This is a genomic window from Streptomyces sp. NPDC018947 (assembly GCF_044390505.1).
Taxonomy (GTDB): domain Bacteria; phylum Actinomycetota; class Actinomycetes; order Streptomycetales; family Streptomycetaceae; genus Streptomyces.
This window is the reverse complement of sequence record NZ_JBIRZD010000011.1, coordinates 45,315-61,200: the sequence shown is the minus strand read 5'-3', so window position 1 is coordinate 61,200 and position 15,886 is coordinate 45,315. Positions and strand designations below refer to the sequence as shown.

Annotated in this window: 16 protein-coding genes; 2 read left to right on the top strand and 14 right to left on the bottom strand. The window is 70.5% G+C overall.

What is annotated here, in order from left to right; translation table 11 throughout:
- Nucleotides 1-8: 8 nt before the first annotated feature.
- Genes nuoK through ACH499_RS21280 form a run of 11 tightly spaced genes read right to left on the bottom strand, consistent with a single transcriptional unit; the run spans nt 9 to nt 10,928 of the window.
- Complete coding sequence (nuoK, locus tag ACH499_RS21330; RefSeq protein WP_062928520.1) at nt 9-308, bottom strand: NADH-quinone oxidoreductase subunit NuoK; 300 nt, start codon at nt 306-308, stop codon at nt 9-11.
- Nucleotides 305-1,147, bottom strand: coding sequence for an NADH-quinone oxidoreductase subunit J (locus ACH499_RS21325; RefSeq protein ID WP_399017575.1), 843 nt, complete (start codon nt 1,145-1,147; stop codon nt 305-307). The genes nuoK and ACH499_RS21325 overlap by 4 nt, the downstream gene beginning before the upstream one ends.
- Nucleotides 1,144-1,785 (bottom strand): NADH-quinone oxidoreductase subunit NuoI, encoded by a 642-nt coding sequence (gene nuoI, locus ACH499_RS21320; protein WP_399017573.1) that lies wholly within the window; start codon nt 1,783-1,785, stop codon nt 1,144-1,146. The genes ACH499_RS21325 and nuoI overlap by 4 nt, the downstream gene beginning before the upstream one ends.
- The gene (nuoH, locus tag ACH499_RS21315; RefSeq protein WP_356197605.1) at nt 1,778-3,154 is read right to left on the bottom strand and encodes an NADH-quinone oxidoreductase subunit NuoH; all 1,377 of its coding nucleotides are present in this window, start codon (nt 3,152-3,154) and stop codon (nt 1,778-1,780) included. The genes nuoI and nuoH overlap by 8 nt, the downstream gene beginning before the upstream one ends.
- Entirely contained in the window at nt 3,151-5,655 is a 2,505-nt protein-coding gene (locus tag ACH499_RS21310) for an NADH-quinone oxidoreductase subunit G (protein ID WP_399017571.1), read from the bottom strand. Before ACH499_RS21310 ends, nuoH begins: the two co-directional genes overlap by 4 nt.
- Nucleotides 5,652-7,004 (bottom strand): NADH-quinone oxidoreductase subunit NuoF, encoded by a 1,353-nt coding sequence (nuoF, locus tag ACH499_RS21305; protein WP_356197601.1) that lies wholly within the window; start codon nt 7,002-7,004, stop codon nt 5,652-5,654. Before nuoF ends, ACH499_RS21310 begins: the two co-directional genes overlap by 4 nt.
- A complete protein-coding gene (gene nuoE, locus ACH499_RS21300; protein WP_399017569.1) occupies nt 7,001-7,924 on the bottom strand; it encodes an NADH-quinone oxidoreductase subunit NuoE in 924 nt (307 codons plus the stop codon). The genes nuoF and nuoE overlap by 4 nt, the downstream gene beginning before the upstream one ends.
- Entirely contained in the window at nt 7,921-9,252 is a 1,332-nt protein-coding gene (locus tag ACH499_RS21295; protein ID WP_356197596.1) for an NADH-quinone oxidoreductase subunit D, read from the bottom strand. Before ACH499_RS21295 ends, nuoE begins: the two co-directional genes overlap by 4 nt.
- Nucleotides 9,249-10,004 (bottom strand): NADH-quinone oxidoreductase subunit C, encoded by a 756-nt coding sequence (locus ACH499_RS21290; protein WP_356197593.1) that lies wholly within the window; start codon nt 10,002-10,004, stop codon nt 9,249-9,251. The genes ACH499_RS21295 and ACH499_RS21290 overlap by 4 nt, the downstream gene beginning before the upstream one ends.
- Nucleotides 10,001-10,555: an NADH-quinone oxidoreductase subunit B family protein gene (locus ACH499_RS21285; RefSeq protein ID WP_029381065.1), complete on the bottom strand. Its 555-nt coding sequence runs from the start codon at nt 10,553-10,555 to the stop codon at nt 10,001-10,003. Before ACH499_RS21285 ends, ACH499_RS21290 begins: the two co-directional genes overlap by 4 nt.
- Nucleotides 10,556-10,568: 13 nt before the next feature.
- Nucleotides 10,569-10,928, bottom strand: coding sequence for an NADH-quinone oxidoreductase subunit A (locus tag ACH499_RS21280; protein WP_003992243.1), 360 nt, complete (start codon nt 10,926-10,928; stop codon nt 10,569-10,571).
- Nucleotides 10,929-11,683: 755 nt separating this feature from the next.
- Here ACH499_RS21280 and ACH499_RS21275 point away from each other — a divergent pair.
- Entirely contained in the window at nt 11,684-12,526 is an 843-nt protein-coding gene (locus ACH499_RS21275; RefSeq protein WP_356197590.1) for a C40 family peptidase, read from the top strand.
- 74 nt (nt 12,527-12,600) lie between these two features.
- On the opposite strand, the gene ACH499_RS21270 is transcribed toward ACH499_RS21275, so the two are convergent.
- Nucleotides 12,601-13,884: a geranylgeranyl reductase family protein gene (locus ACH499_RS21270; RefSeq protein WP_399017565.1), complete on the bottom strand. Its 1,284-nt coding sequence runs from the start codon at nt 13,882-13,884 to the stop codon at nt 12,601-12,603.
- 99 nt (nt 13,885-13,983) lie between these two features.
- Here ACH499_RS21270 and ACH499_RS21265 point away from each other — a divergent pair, with 99 nt between their 5' ends.
- Nucleotides 13,984-14,490 (top strand): GNAT family N-acetyltransferase, encoded by a 507-nt coding sequence (locus tag ACH499_RS21265; protein ID WP_399017563.1) that lies wholly within the window; start codon nt 13,984-13,986, stop codon nt 14,488-14,490.
- A gap of 9 nt (nt 14,491-14,499) precedes the next feature.
- On the opposite strand, the gene ACH499_RS21260 is transcribed toward ACH499_RS21265, so the two are convergent.
- Nucleotides 14,500-15,195 (bottom strand): demethylmenaquinone methyltransferase, encoded by a 696-nt coding sequence (locus ACH499_RS21260; protein ID WP_356197585.1) that lies wholly within the window; start codon nt 15,193-15,195, stop codon nt 14,500-14,502.
- Between the two features lie 85 nt (nt 15,196-15,280).
- Complete coding sequence (locus ACH499_RS21255) at nt 15,281-15,886, bottom strand: hypothetical protein (RefSeq protein ID WP_399017560.1); 606 nt, start codon at nt 15,884-15,886, stop codon at nt 15,281-15,283.

Genomic DNA, 15,886 nt, shown 5'->3' with positions numbered 1-15,886 from the left:
GCGACCCCTCACAGCTTCATCAGGCTGGCGTCGTCGACCGAGGCCGAGTGGCGGGCACGGAACAGGGACACGATGATCGCGAGCCCGACCACGACCTCCGCGGCGGCGACGACCATCGTGAAGAAGGCGATGATCTGGCCGTCGAGATTGCCGTGCATCCGGGAGAAGGCGACGAACGCGAGGTTGCAGGCGTTGAGCATCAGCTCGACGCACATGAACACCACGATCGCGTTGCGCCGGATCAGCACACCCGTGGCACCGATGGTGAACAGCAGGGCCGCGAGATACAGGTAGTTGACCGGGTTCACTTCGACGCCTCCTCGGCCCGCTTGAAGGTGGCCGGCAGCTCCGGTTTGCGCTCCAGACGCTCCTCGGCGCGCTGCTCCAGGGCCTTGAGGTCGGCCAGCGCCTCCATGGAGACGTCGCGGATCTGGCCCCGCTCGCGCAGCGTCCTGCTGACCGTCAGCTCGGACGGGGTGCCGTCGGGCAGCAGGCCCGCGATGTCGACCGCGTTGTGCCGGGCGTAGACACCGGGCGCCGGCAGCGGCGGCAGGTACTTGCCGTCGCGGACGCGCTGCTCGGACAGTTCGCGCTGGGTCCTGGCCCGCTCGGTGCGCTCGCGGTGCGTGAGCACCATGGCGCCGACGGCGGCCGTGATCAGCAGGGCGCCGGTGATCTCGAAGGCGAAGACGTACCTGGTGAAGATGAGGGACGCGATGCCCTCGACATTGCCGTTCGCGTTGGCCTGGGCGAGACCGTCGAACTCCTTGATCGACGCGTTGCCGATGCCGGCGATCAGCAGGATGCCGAAGCCGAGACCGCTGGCCAGGGCCAGCCAGCGCTGTCCCTTGATGGTCTCCTTCAGGGAGTCCGCCGCGGTGACGCCGACGAGCATCACGACGAACAGGAACAGCATCATGACCGCGCCGGTGTAGACGACGATCTGCACGATGCCGAGGAAGTAGGCCCCGTTGGCCAGGTAGAACACCGCCAGGACGATCATGGTCCCGGCGAGGCAGAGCGCGCTGTGCACGGCCTTCTTCATGAAGACGGTGCACAGGGCTCCGATCACCGCCACCGTGCCGAGGATCCAGAACTGGACGGCCTCTCCGGTGGAGGTGGAGTACGCGGCGAGCTGCGCGGTCATCGTCGGATCACCTTCTCCGACGCCGGTTCGCCCTCGCCGAAGGTCGAGGCCGCCTCCTGGACGACCTCCCCCTTGGAGTGGGCGACCTGGCGCTCCGTGCCGGGCGCGGCCTCGGTGACCAGGCCGCGGTAGTAGTCCTGCTCGTCCGTGCCCGGGTAGATGGCGTGGGGCGTGTCGACCATGCCCTCCTCGAGGCCGGCGAGCAGTTGCTCCTTGGTGTAGATGAGGTCGGCTCGGCTGGAGTCGGCCAGCTCGAAGTCGTTGGTCATCGTCAGCGCGCGCGTGGGGCACGCCTCGATGCACAGGCCGCACAGGATGCAGCGGGCGTAGTTGATCTGGTAGACGCGGCCGTACCGCTCGCCCGGCGAGTAGCGCTCCTCGTCCGTGTTGTCCGCGCCTTCCACGTAGATGGCGTCGGCGGGGCACGCCCAGGCGCACAGCTCGCAGCCGACGCACTTCTCCAGGCCGTCCGGATGGCGGTTGAGCTGGTGCCGTCCGTGGAAGCGCGGAGCGGTGGTCTTCTGCTGCTCCGGGTACTGCTCGGTGAGCCGCTTCTTGAACATGGCCTTGAAGGTCACGCCGAAGCCGGCCACGGGGTTCAGGAAACCGGGGTTGGTCTCCTTGGGTTCCTCAGCCATCGGACGCCTCCTTTCCCTGCGCGGATCCGCCGACCGATCCGTCACTGTGAGTATCGGTCCCGCCACTGACAATCAGCTCCCGCTCGCGGCGCGGGCGGCGGCGCGGCACCGGCGGCAACTCCTGTCCGGGCAACGGCGGTACGGGGAATCCGCCCGCCATGGGGTCGAAGGCGGCCGGTTCCTCGGGCGGGGCCTCGGCCCGCTTGCCCTTGTCGCGGTAGAGGTCGGCGACGAAGGACAGCACCAGCAGGGCCAGGACGGCGCCGCCGATGTAGAGGGCGATGTCGGTGAATCCGTAGTTCTCGTTCCTGAGGGCCCGCACGGTGGCGACGAGCATCAGCCACACCAGGGAGACCGGGATGAGTACCTTCCAGCCGAGCTTCATGAGCTGGTCGTAGCGGACCCTGGGGAGGGTGCCGCGCAGCCAGATGAAGAAGAACAGCAGGAGCTGGACCTTGACGACGAACCAGAGGAGCGGCCACCAGCCGTGGTTGGCGCCCTCCCAGAAGGTGCTGACGGGCCACGGTGCCCGCCAGCCGCCGAGGAAGAGCGTGGTGGCGACCGCCGAGACCGTCACCATGTTCACGTACTCGGCGAGCATGAACATCGCGAACTTGATCGACGAGTACTCGGTGTTGAAGCCGCCCACCAGGTCGCCCTCGGACTCCGGCATGTCGAAGGGGGCGCGGTTGGTCTCGCCGACCATCGTGACGATGTAGAGGATGAAGGAGACCGGCAGCAGCACGATGTACCAGCGGTCGCTCTGCTGGGCGACGATCTCCGACGTCGACATCGACCCCGAGTACAGGAACACCGAGGCGAACGCGGCGCCCATGGCGATCTCGTAGGAGATCATCTGCGCGCAGGACCGCAACCCGCCGAGCAGCGGGTACGTGGATCCGGAGCTCCAGCCGGCGAGCACGATGCCGTAGATGCCGACGGAAGCGACCGCGAGGATGAACAGCAGCGCGATCGGCAGGTCGGTGAGCTGCATCGCGGTGCGGTGACCGAAGATCGACACCTCGTTGCCGGCGGGCCCGAAGGGGATCACCGCGATCGCCATGAAGGCCGGGACGGCCGCGACGACCGGCGCGAGGACGTACACCGCCTTGTCGGCGCGTTTGACGACGACGTCTTCCTTGAGCATCAGCTTGATGCCGTCGGCGAGCGACTGGAGCATGCCCCAGGGGCCGTGCCGGTTCGGGCCGATGCGCAACTGCATCCAGGCGACGACCTTGCGCTCCCACACGATGGAGAAGAGCACGGTCACCATCAGGAAGGCGAAGCAGAAGACCGCCTTGAGGACGATCAGCCACCAGGGGTCGGTGCCGAACATCGAGAGGTCTTCAGCGGCGAGGTACGGGCTCATGCCTCCACCTCCTTGGGGGCCTCACCGGCGGGCGTGGCCGGGCCGATGCGGACGAGGGAACCGGGCAGCGCCCCGGCGTCGGAGGCGACGCCGGTGCCGGCCGAGTTCAGCGGGAGCCAGACCACCCGGTCCGGCATCTCGGTGATCTGCAGCGGGAGTTCGACGACGCCGGCGGGGCCGGTCACGGCCAGCACGTCGCCGTCCTTGACGCCGGCCTCGGCGGCCGTGGCGGGCGACACGCGTGCGCGTGCGGCGTGCCGGGTGCCGGCCAGCGCCTCGTCGCCCTGCTGGAGGACGCCGTGGTCGAGCAGCAGCCGGTGCCCGGCGAGCACGGCCTCCCCGGCGGCCGGCCGGGGCAGCGCGCTCGCCGTGTGCGACGCGTCGTCGGCCCGCGCCCCGTCCCAGGCGCCGAGCCGGTCGATCTCCGCCCGCGTGGTGCGCAGGTCCGGCAGGCCGAGGTGGACGTCCATGGCGTCGGCCAGCATCTGCAGGACGCGCCCGTCGGTGGGCGCGAGACGGCGGGTCATCTGGTCGGGCTTGAGCGCGGCCCCGAAGGAGCGCGCCCTGCCCTCCCAGTTGAGGAAGGTCCCGGCCTTCTCGGCGACCGCGGCGACGGGCAGGACCACGTCGGCGTGCTCGGTGACCTCGCCGGGCCGCAGCTCCAGCGACACCACGAAGCCGGCCTCGGCCAGTGCCGCACGCGCGCGTGCCGGGTCGGGCAGGTCGGCGACCTCCACGCCCGCCACCAGCAGCGCCTGGAGCTCACCGCGGGCGGCGGCCTCGATCATCTCGCCGGTGTCGCGGCCGTAGCGGTGCGGGAGGTCGGCCAGGCCCCAGAGCGCGGCGACCTCCTCCCGCGCCCGCGGGTCGGTCGCCGGGCGCCCGCCCGGCAGCAGCGACGGCAGCGCGCCGGCCTCGATCGCGCCCCGCTCCCCGGCCCGGCGCGGGATCCACGCCAGGTGGGCCCCGGTGGCGGCGGCGGTCCGTACGGCCGAGGTGAGTCCGCCGGCCACGGCCGCGAGCCGCTCGCCGACGACGATCACGGCGCCCTCGGCGCGCAGCGCCTCGGCGGCGCGGGCCCCGTCGTCCTCCAGGCCGACGCCGCTCGCCAGCGCGTCCAGCCACTCGGTCTCGGTGCCGGGAGCGGCGGGCAGCAGCGTGCCGCCGGCCTTCTCCAGGCCCCGCGTGGCGTGGGTGGCCAGCGAGAACACCTTCAGCCCGTGCTTGCGCCAGGCCTTGCGCAGCCGCAGGAAGACGCCGGGCGCCTCCTCCTCGGCCTCGAACCCGACCAGCAGCACGGCCGGCGCCTTCTCCAGCGCGGTGTACGTGACGCCGGTGCCGTCGAGGTCACGGCCGCGTCCGGCGACGCGGGCGGCCAGGAAGTCGGCCTCCTCGCCGCTGTGCACGCGCGCACGGAAGTCGATGTCGTTGGTGTCGAGCGCCACGCGCGCGAACTTGCTGTACGCGTAGGCGTCCTCGACGGTGAGCCGGCCGCCGGTCAGCACGCCCGTCCGCCCGCGCGAGGCGAGCAGTCCCTGCGCGGCGATCTGCAGGGCCTCGGGCCAGGAGGCGGGCTCCAGCTCGCCCTCCGCGTTGCGCACCAGGGGCGTGTCGAGCCGGTCGCGCTGCTGCGCGTACCGGAAGGCGAACCGGCCCTTGTCGCAGATCCACTCCTCGTTGACCTCGGGGTCCTCGGCCGCGAGCCGGCGCATGACCTTGCCGCGCCGGTGGTCGGTGCGCATCGCGCAGCCGCCGGAGCAGTGCTCGCACACGGACGGCGAGGAGATCAGGTCGAAGGGGCGGGAGCGGAACCGGTAGGCCGCCGAGGTGAGCGCGCCGACCGGGCAGATCTGGATGGTGTTGCCGGAGAAGTACGACTCGAAGGGGTCGCCCTCACCGGTGCCGACCTGCTGGAGCGCGCCCCGCTCGATCAGCTCGATCATCGGGTCGCCCGCGACCTGGTTGGAGAACCGGGTGCAGCGGGCGCACAGCACGCACCGCTCGCGGTCGAGGAGCACCTGGGTGGAGATCGCCACGGGCTTCTCGTAGGTCCGCTTCCTGCCCTCGAAGCGGGACTCGGCGTTGCCGTGCGACATCGCCTGGTTCTGCAGGGGGCACTCGCCGCCCTTGTCGCAGACCGGGCAGTCCAGCGGGTGGTTGATGAGCAGCAGCTCCATCACCCCGTGCTGGGCCTTCTCCGCGACCGGCGAGGTGAGCTGGGTCTTCACCACCATCCCGTCGGTGCAGGTGATGGTGCACGACGCCATGGGCTTGCGCTGGCCCTCGACCTCGACGATGCACTGGCGGCAGGCGCCGGCCGGGTCGAGGAGAGGGTGGTCGCAGAACCGGGGGATCTCGATGCCGAGCTGCTCGGCGGCCCGGATGACCAGGGTGCCCTTGGGCACGCTGATCTCGATGCCGTCGATCGTCAGCGAGACGAGGTCCTCCGGGGGGAGGGCCGGCTCTCCCCCGCCGGAGGGAGCGCTCGTGGTCACAGTCATGCGTTCACCTCCGTACGGTGGTCGGCCCAGGCCGTCGACCGGGCCGGGTCGAAGGGGCAGCCGCGGCCCGTGATGTGCTGCTCGTACTCCTCGCGGAAGTACTTCAGCGAGGAGAAGATCGGCGAGGCGGCACCGTCGCCGAGGGCGCAGAAGGACTTGCCGTTGATGTTGTCGGCGATGTCGTTCAGCTTGTCGAGGTCGCTCATCGAGCCCTTGCCGGCCTCGATGTCGCGCAGCAACTGCACGAGCCAGTACGTGCCTTCGCGGCAGGGCGTGCACTTGCCGCAGGACTCGTGGGCGTAGAACTCGGTCCAGCGGGTGACCGCGCGCACCACGCAGGTCGTCTCGTCGAAGCACTGGAGTGCCTTCGTGCCGAGCATGGAACCCGCGGCGCCGACCCCCTCGTAGTCGAGGGGGACGTCGAGGTGCTCGTCGGTGAACATCGGCGTGGAGGAGCCGCCCGGCGTCCAGAACTTCAGCCGGTGGCCGGGGCGCATCCCGCCGCTCATGTCGAGGAGCTGGCGCAGCGTGATGCCGAGCGGCGCCTCGTACTGGCCGGGGGTGGCGACGTGGCCGCTGAGCGAGTACAGCGTGAAGCCCGGGGACTTCTCGCTGCCCATCGACCTGAACCACTCCTTGCCCTTGTGGAGGATCGCGGGAACCGACGCGATCGACTCGACGTTGTTCACCACGGTCGGGCACGCGTAGAGGCCCGCGACGGCGGGGAAGGGGGGCCGGAGCCGCGGTTGGCCGCGGCGGCCTTCGAGCGAGTCGAGCAGTGCGGTCTCCTCACCGCAGATGTACGCGCCCGCGCCCGCGTGCACGGTGAGTTCGAGGTCGAGTCCGCTGCCGAGGATGTTCTCGCCGAGGAAGCCCGCCGCGTAGGCCTCGCGCACGGCCGCGTGCAGCCGCCGCAGCACCGGGACGACTTCACCGCGCAGGTAGATGAAGGCGTGCGACGACCTGATCGCGTAGCACGCGATGACGATGCCCTCGATGAGGCTGTGCGGGTTCGCGAAGAGGAGCGGGATGTCCTTGCAGGTGCCCGGCTCCGACTCGTCGGCGTTGACGACGAGGTAGTGGGGCTTGCCGTCCCCCTGGGGAATGAACTGCCACTTCATCCCCGTCGGGAAGCCGGCGCCGCCGCGTCCGCGCAGACCCGAGTCCTTGACGTAGGCGATCAGGTCGTCCGGCGACATCGCCAGCGCCTTGCGGAGCCCCTCGTACCCCTCGTGCCTCCGGTAGACGTCCAGGGTCCAGGACTCGTCCTCGTCCCAGAAGGCCGACAGCACGGGTGCGAGCAGCTTCTCCGGGCTGGTGTCCTTGATCTCGGCTGCCAAGGTCATCACTCCCCCTCCTCGGCTGCGGGCCCGGCCGTATCGGAGGGGCGGGGCGAAGCCCCTCCGTCACGGGTGGTGGTGGGTGACGGGTGGGCGGGATCGGATGCGGATGTGTCCTGCGGCGCGTCGTGCGAGCTGAGGTGCTCGGTGGGGGACGGGTCGTGCACGGCCCGGTCCTGCGGCACGTCGTGCGGTGCGCCGTCCCGCGGGTGCACCACGCGCACCCCGGGCGCCTCGCCCTTGGCCAGCCTGAGCCCGGCCAGGGAGGCGGGACCCGCGCTGCCGCCGGCCTCGACGGCGCCCTCCCGCTCGTCGGGGAAGCCCGCCAGGATCCGGGCCGTCTCCTTGAAGGTGCACAGCGGCGCACCGCGGGTGGGCGTCACCGGCCGTCCCGCGCGCAGGTCGTCGACGAGTCGGCGCACGCTCGCCGGGGTCTGGTTGTCGAAGAACTCCCAGTTGACCATCACGACCGGGGCGTAGTCGCAGGCCGCGTTGCACTCGATGTGCTCCAGGGTGACCTTGCCGTCGTCGGTGGTCTCGCCGTTGCCGACGCCGAGGTGCTCCTGGAGGGACTCGAAGATCGCGTCGCCGCCCATGACCGCGCACAGCGTGTTGGTGCAGACGCCGACCTGGTAGTCGCCGCTCGGCCTGCGCCGGTACATGGTGTAGAAGGTGGCGACCGCGGTGACCTCGGCCGTGGTCAGGCCCAGCATGTCCGCGCAGAACCGCATCCCGGTGCGCGTGACGTGCCCCTCCTGCGACTGCACGAGGTGCAGCAGGGGCAGCAGCGCGGAACGGGAGTCCGGGTAGCGGGCGATGACCTCGCGCGCGTCGGCCTCCAGCCGGGCCCGGACGTCGTCCGGGTACGCGGGCGCGGGCAGTTCCGGCATGCCCAGGCTGACGCCCCGCTCCGAAGAAGAGGTGGTCACCGGTCGACGCCTCCCATCACGGGGTCGATGGAGGCCACCGCGACGATGACGTCGGCGACCTGGCCGCCCTCGCACATCGCCGCCATGGCCTGAAGGTTGGTGAAGGACGGGTCGCGGAAGTGGACCCGGTAGGGGCGGGTGCCGCCGTCGGAGACGACGTGCGCCCCGAGTTCGCCCTTGGGCGACTCGACCGCCGCGTACGCCTGTCCCGGCGGGACGCGGAAGCCCTCGGTGACCAGCTTGAAGTGGTGGATCAGGGCCTCCATGGACGTGCCCATGATCTTCTTGATGTGGTCCAGGGAGTTGCCGAGTCCGTCCGGTCCCAGGGCGAGCTGGGCGGGCCAGGCGATCTTCTTGTCGGCGACCATGACCGGGCCGGGCTCCAGCCGGTCCAGGCACTGCTCGACGATCCTCAGCGACTGGCGCATCTCCTCCAGCCGGATCAGGAAGCGGCCGTAGGAGTCGCAGGTGTCGGCGGTCGGGATGTCGAAGTCGTACGTCTCGTAACCGCAGTACGGCTGGGTCTTGCGCAGGTCGTGCGGCAGGCCGGCCGACCTGAGCACGGGGCCGGTGACGCCGAGGGCCATGCAGCCGGCCAGGTCGAGGTAGCCGACGTCCTGCATGCGGGCCTTGAAGATGGGGTTCCCGGTGGCGAGCTTGTCGTACTCCGGGAGGTTCTTGTCCATCTTCTTCACGAACGCGCGGATCTGGTCGACCGCGCCCGGCGGCAGGTCCTGCGCGAGTCCGCCGGGGCGGATGTACGCGTGGTTCATCCGCAGGCCGGTGATCAGCTCGTAGATGTCGAGAATCAGTTCACGATCGCGGAATCCGTAGATCATGATCGTGGTGGCGCCCAGCTCCATGCCGCCGGTGGCGATGCACACCAGGTGTGAGGAGAGCCGGTTCAGCTCCATCAGCAGGACCCGGATGACCGAGGCCCGGTCCGGGATCTGGTCCTCGATGCCGAGGAGCTTCTCGACGCCCAGGCAGTACGCCGTCTCGTTGAAGAACGGCGTCAGGTAGTCCATGCGCGTCACGAACGTCGTGCCCTGCGTCCAGGTCCGGTACTCGAGGTTCTTCTCGATGCCGGTGTGCAGGTAGCCGATGCCGCAGCGGGCCTCGGTGACCGTCTCGCCGTCGATCTCCAGGATCAGCCGGAGCACGCCGTGGGTGGAGGGGTGCTGGGGGCCCATGTTGACGACGATGCGCTCGTCGTCGGTGCGGGCCGCGGTCTGGACGACCTCGTCCCAGTCGCCGCCGGTGACGGTGTAGACGGTGCCTTCGGTGGTCTCGCGTGCCGACGCGGAAGACGGGGTGTGCGTGCTCATGAGTACGACCTCCGCTGGTCCGGAGCCGGGATCTGGGCGCCCTTGTACTCGACGGGGATGCCGCCGAGCGGGTAGTCCTTGCGCTGTGGGTGGCCCTGCCAGTCGTCCGGCATCATGATCCGCGTCAGGGCCGGGTGACCGTCGAAGACGATGCCGAAGAAGTCGTACGTCTCGCGCTCGTGCCAGTCGTTCGTCGGGTAGACGGAGAACAGCGACGGAATGTGCGGGTCGCCGTCGGGGGCGCTGACCTCCAGGCGGATCAGCCTGTTGTGGGTGATCGAGCGCAGGTGGTAGACGGCGTGCAGCTCGCGTCCCTTGTCGTTCGGGTAGTGCACGCCGCTGACACCGGTGCACAGCTCGAAGCGCAGGGCCGGGTCGTCGCGCAGGGTGCGGGCGACGCGGACCAGGTGCTCCCGCTCGATGTGGAAGGTCAGTTCGTCGCGGTCGACGACCGTCTTCTCGATGGCGTTCTCGGGCAGCAGCCCCTGTTCCTCCAGGGCGCCCTCCAGCTCGTCGGCGACCTCGTCGAACCAGCCGCCGTAGGGCCTGCTCGCCGGTCCCGGGAGACGGACCGAGCGGACCAGACCGCCGTAGCCGGAGGTGTCGCCGCCGTTGTCGGCGCCGAACATGCCGCGCTGGACGCGGATCTCCTCGCCGCCCTGTCCCCGCTGGCCGGGAAGGTTCTCCGCGGAGAGCTGCTTCTCGGGGTTCACGCCGTTCGCGTCACCGTTCGTGTTCTTCGCGTCGCTCACCGCAGCAGCCCCTTCATCTCGATGGTGGGCAGGGCCTTGAGCGCCGCCTCCTCCGCCTCGCGGGCCGCCTCTTCGGCGTTCACGCCGAGCTTGGAGTTCTGGATCTTGTGGTGGAGCTTGAGGATGGCGTCCATCAGCATCTCGGGCCGCGGCGGGCAGCCGGGGAGGTAGATGTCGACCGGGACGATGTGGTCGACGCCCTGGACGATCGCGTAGTTGTTGAACATGCCGCCCGAGGAGGCGCAGACCCCCATGGAGATCACCCACTTGGGGTTCGGCATCTGGTCGTAGACCTGCCGCAGCACCGGCGCCATCTTCTGGCTGACCCGGCCCGCGACGATCATCAGGTCCGCCTGCCGCGGCGAGCCGCGGAAGACCTCCATGCCGAAGCGCGCCAGGTCGTAACGGCCGGCGCCGGTGGTCATCATCTCGATGGCGCAGCACGCGAGGCCGAACGTGGCGGGGAAGACGGACGACTTGCGCACCCAGCCCGCGGCCTGCTCGACGGTGGTCAGCAGGAAGCCGCTCGGCAGCTTTTCTTCGAGTCCCATGACTAAAGGCCCCTCAGTCCCATTCCAGGCCGCCGCGCCGCCATACGTACGCGTACGCGACGAAGACGGTGAGCACGAAGAGCAGCATCTCCACGAGCCCGAAGATCCCCAGGGCGTCGAAGGTGACGGCCCAGGGGTAGAGGAAGACGATCTCGATGTCGAAGACGATGAAGAGCATCGCCGTCAGGTAGTACTTGATGGGGAAGCGCCCGCCGCCGGCCGGCGTGGGGGTCGGCTCGATGCCGCACTCGTAGGCCTCGAGCTTGGCCCGGTTGTACCGCTTCGGACCGATCAGCGTGGCCATGACCACGGAGAAGATCGCAAAGCCTGCCCCGAGGGCTCCCAGTACGAGGATGGGCGCATACGCGTTCACCGCTCCTCGCTCCTCTCAGTCGGCACTGACTGCTGGCGGTTGCACTGGGCTCACAGCCGCCCCAGCAGCCCCGCGAACCCCGCTGATCCCGGCGAAGATCGCGAACATGTGAAGCAGGTCACAAGCCCAACTGCCTCGCATCTTATGCCCGCCGCTCTGTGATCTGCGACACGGGGTATTGCACAAGCTTTGTGATCTCCACCACCTGACGAAGGATCATGAAGTCGGATGAGCGGTGATCTTCACACGGGAAGCGTTCATCTGATCACCAGAGGTGACATTTTCTCTCGTCATCGCTGGCCAGAGGGGTCCGCGAGAGCCCGTCTCAATATCAAGATGCTTCGCGTGCATGCAAATTGGTGCTGGACTTGATCTCTTGATAGTGGACGCCGTTCACACCTCGGAGGGACGGCGGGGGCGCGATGTGGACGTGTGCACGCGTTCACGAGCGGCCCGGCCGACGATCCGCGCGGGGGACGCGGCGGGCCGGGTAACCGTTCCGTGACCTCCGCCACATTCATGAGAGGTGTCCGAGAACCGGGCTTGGCCAACTGCCTCAACAAGTGGTAGGCGCGGGGCAATTCGGGCGAAACGATCAAAGCCCGTGATCACAGGTGGGTCACGACCGGTCCGCAATGTCCGTTACGGCGTCAATAAAGGGCGACACGCCCGGGATTCAGGGACCCGGCTGAGCAACTGTGGCGCAGGACACGTTTCTTGAAGGTATGGAGGAGCTCCTGATACCGCTTGTACCCATGTCCCACACCGCTCACATACGCAGCCACCGGAAGCCCCGCCGCAGCGCATCGACCCTCGCGATGCGGGCCGGAGTTGCCGGTGGCGTCCTCAGCACCCTGGCAGTGGCCGGTGCGTCGGGTTCGGCGAACGCGGCCGAGCCGGTGACGCAGACCCTCGAACTGCCCACCCTGACGGCCGACCTGGCCGCCCAGGTCGCCCAGTCCGCGGACGCCACGCAGCAGGCGGCCGCCAACTACGAGCTGCGCGCCGAGCGTGACGCGGCGGCCGTCAAGGCGGCCAAGGAGGCCAAGGCGGACCTCGCCGAGGCCAAGAAGAAGGCCGCGGAGGCCAAGAAGAAGGCCGAGGAGGCCGCGCGCAAGGAAGCCGCCGAGCGCGCCGCCCGCACCGCCGAGCGCGCCACCCTGAGCGCCTCCGCGAGCACCGGCTCCTCGTCGTCCTCCTCCTCCGGGAGCACGGCCGGTGTCAGCACCTCGACCTCGGTCACCGGTTCCGCCGCCGCCGTCGTCTCCTTCGTCGAGGCACAGGTCGGCGACGCCTACGTCTCCGGCGGCACCGGCCCCAACTCCTGGGACTGCTCCGGCCTCGTGCAGGCCGCCTTCAAGCAGGTCAACATCGACCTGCCGCGCGTCTCCCAGGACCAGTCGACCGCCGGCACCCAGGTGTCGCTGAGCAACCTCCAGCCGGGCGACATCCTGTACTGGGGCGGCGCGGGCAGCGCGTACCACGTCGGCGTCTACGTCGGCGACGGCATGTTCGTCGGCGCGCAGAACCCGTCGAGCGGTGTCGTCAAGCAGTCGCTGTCGTACGACCCGCCGAGCGGCGCCGTGCGCGTGCTCTGACGCTCGCGTCCGGACACCTCGGACCCGTACGAAAAGGCCGCAGCCGCTCGGGGGCTGCGGCCTTTCGGCGTGCGTCAGGCCTTCGGCGCGACCTTGCTCAGACCGTTGATGATGCGGTCCATCGCGTCGCCGCCCGTCGGGTCGGTCAGGTTGGCGAGCATCTTCAGGGTGAACTTCATCAGCACCGGGTGGGTGAGCCCGCGCTGCGTGGCGATCTGCATGACCTTCGGGTTGCCGATGAGCTTCACGAAGGCGCGGCCCAGCGTGTAGTAGCCGCCGTAGGTGTCCTTCAGAACGCGCGGGTAGCGCTGGAGGGCGGTCTCGCGCTGGGCCGGCGTGGCCCGCGCGTGGGCCTGGACGATGACGTCGGCGGCGATCCCGCCGGACTCCATGGCGTACGCGATGCCCTCGCCGTTGAAGGGGTTCACCAGGCCGCCGGCGTCGCCGACCAGCAGCAGCCCGCGCGTGTAGTGGGGCTGGCGGTTGAACGCCATGGGGAGTGCGGCGCCGCGGATCGGGCCCGTCATGTTGTCCGGGGTGTAGCCCCAGTCCTCCGGCATGGAGGCGCACCACGCCTTGAGGATCTCGCGCCAGTCGAGTTCCTTGAAGGAGGCGGAGGTGTTGAGGACGCCGAGGCCGACGTTCGAGGTGCCGTCGCCCATGCCGAAGATCCAGCCGTAGCCCGGCAGCAGGCGGTCCTGGGCGCCGCGGCGGTCCCACAGTTCCAGCCAGGACTCCAGGTAGTCGTCGTCGTGGCGCGGCGAGGTGAAGTACGTGCGCACCGCGACGCCCATCGGGCGGTCCTCGCGGCGGTGCAGGCCCATCGCCAGGGACAGCCGGGTGGAGTTGCCGTCGGCGGCCACGACCAGCGGCGCGTGGAAGGTGACCTCGCGCTTGTCCTCGCCCAGCTTGGCGTGCACGCCGGTGATGCGGCCCGTGCGGTCGTCGACGACGGGGGCGCCGACGTTGCAGCGCTCGTAGAGGCGGGCGCCCGCCTTCTGCGCCTGCCGGGCGAGCTGCTCGTCGAAGTCGTCGCGCTTGCGGACGAGTCCGTAGTCGGGGAAGGAGGCCAGATCCGGCCAGTCGAGCTGGAGACGCGAGCCGCCGCCGATGATGCGCAGGCCCTTGTTGCGCAGCCAGCCCGCCTCTTCGGAGATGTCGATGCCCATGGCCACGAGCTGCTTCACCGCACGCGGGGTGAGGCCGTCGCCGCAGACCTTCTCCCGCGGGAAGGCGGTCTTCTCCAGCAGGAGGACGTCGAGCCCGGCCTTGGCCAGGTGGTACGCGGTCGTGGAGCCGGCTGGCCCCGCGCCCACGACGATCACATCGGCGGTGTTGTCGGAGAGGGGCTCGGTCACGGCGGGATCTCCCCAGAGTTCGAAAATCTGCGTGCCGACGGGCACTGGACATGGGCAGTCTATTCAGCGTCACCGTTCCCCCGGCTGAAGGGCTGCCCCGTGAACCGAGCTCTGCCTGTCGTACGGCTGCGCGTCCCCACCGACGAGGACGCCGTCGCCTGGCACCGGACCTTCGACGACCCGGACGTCATGGAGTTCCACGGCGGCAGGTCCGCCGAGCTGTCCGTCTACGAGGAGCTCACCGCCCGCCAGCGCCGGCACGACGCCGAGCGCGGCTTCTGCCTGTGGACCATGGTGGACGAGTCCGACCGGGTCGTCGGCTTCACCGGCGCCCAGCCCTGGCCGCAGGACTGGGGGCCCCGGGGCGAGATCGAGATCGGCTGGCGGCTCGGGCGGGAGCACTGGGGCAAGGGGTACGTCACCGCGGCGGCCCGGCAGACCCTGGAGCGGGTGCGCGCGGCGGGCGTGACGGAGGTGGTGGCGATGGTCAACGCCCGCAACACCCGTTCCATCGCGGTCACGGAGCGGCTGGGCATGCGGCTCGCCGAGGTCTTCACCACGCCGGAGTCCCGGCAGCAGGGGCACTGCTACCGGCTGAAGCTGTGACGGCCCCGGTCAGCTCTCCTTGAAGCCCCGGTGCAGCGCCACGACGCCGCCCGTCAGGTTCCGGTACGCCACCTTCGACCAGCCCGCCTTGCGCAGCAGCCCCGCCAGGGCGGGCTGGTCGGGCCAGGCGCGGATGGACTCGGCGAGGTAGACGTAGGCGTCCGGGTTGGACGACACCGCGCGGGCCAGCGGCGGCAGGGCGCGCATCAGGTACTCGGTGTAGACGGTGCGGAAGGGCGCCCAGGTCGGGTGCGAGAACTCGCAGATGACGACCCGGCCGCCGGGCCGCGTCACCCGGTACATCTCGCGCAGCGCCGCGTCCGTGTCCTGCACGTTGCGCAGCCCGAAGGAGATGGTGACGGCGTCGAACACGTCGTCCCGGAACGGCAGCCGCGTCGCGTCGCCCGCCGTGAACGGCATCCAGGAGTGCCGCTCCTTGCCCACCTGGAGCATGCCGAGGGAGAAGTCGCAGGGCACGACGTAGGCGCCTGCGCGGGCGAAGGGCTGGGACGAGGTCGCGGTGCCGGCGGCCAGGTCGAGGACCTTCTGCGCGGGCCGGGCGTCGACGGCCCTGGCGACCTCCTTGCGCCACGCCCGGTCCTGCCCGAGCGAGAGCACGGCGTTCGTCAGGTCGTACCGTCGCGCGACGTGGTCGAACATCGAGGCGACTTCGTGCGGCTGCTTGTTCAGGGAAGCGCGGGTCACCCGCCCATTGTTGCAGGGCCGCGTCACGGCGCGGGCCCCGGCCCGTTCCGCGCGGCGGCGTCCGGCAGGCGCCGGGCGGCGGGGCTCAGCGCCGCCGGTACACCAGTCGGCCCGCGACGACCGTCGCCACGCAACTGCGGGCCCCGGCGCGGGCGAGCGCGGACTCGTCCGGGACGTCGAAGACGGCGAACCGGGCGGCGGAGCCCGCCTCCCTCGGCGGCGCGAACGTCACGGGGTGGCCGGAGGCGTACGGGTCCAGCGCGGGCACCCCGTCCGGGCGGCCGGTCTTGCCGACCACGCCCAGGCCGGAGCGGCGCAGGGCGTCCCGCACCGCGCGGATGCGCAGTCCCTCGCAGGCGACGGCCACCGTGCCGTGCGCCAGCATGCGCTGGAGTCCGCGCCGGGCGCTCGCGCCCCAGCGGGCCTCGTCCGGCGCCAGCGCGGCGAGCGCCTCACCGGTGAGCGGCTCGGTGCCCAGCTCGTCGGCCTCGCGCGGATCGGGGTGGTAGCACTCCTCCAGCAGCTCGTTGCCGTACGGGGTGACGAGCCCGGGGGTGAGGATGCCGGGCCACTGCCGCACCCGGGCGCGCGGGTGGGCGGCGGTCAGCTCCTCCAGCGGGCCCGCCATGGCGATCCCCTCGCCCTCGACGGCGAGCGCCCGGCCCCGGGAGTCGGCGTGGATCGTCAGCAC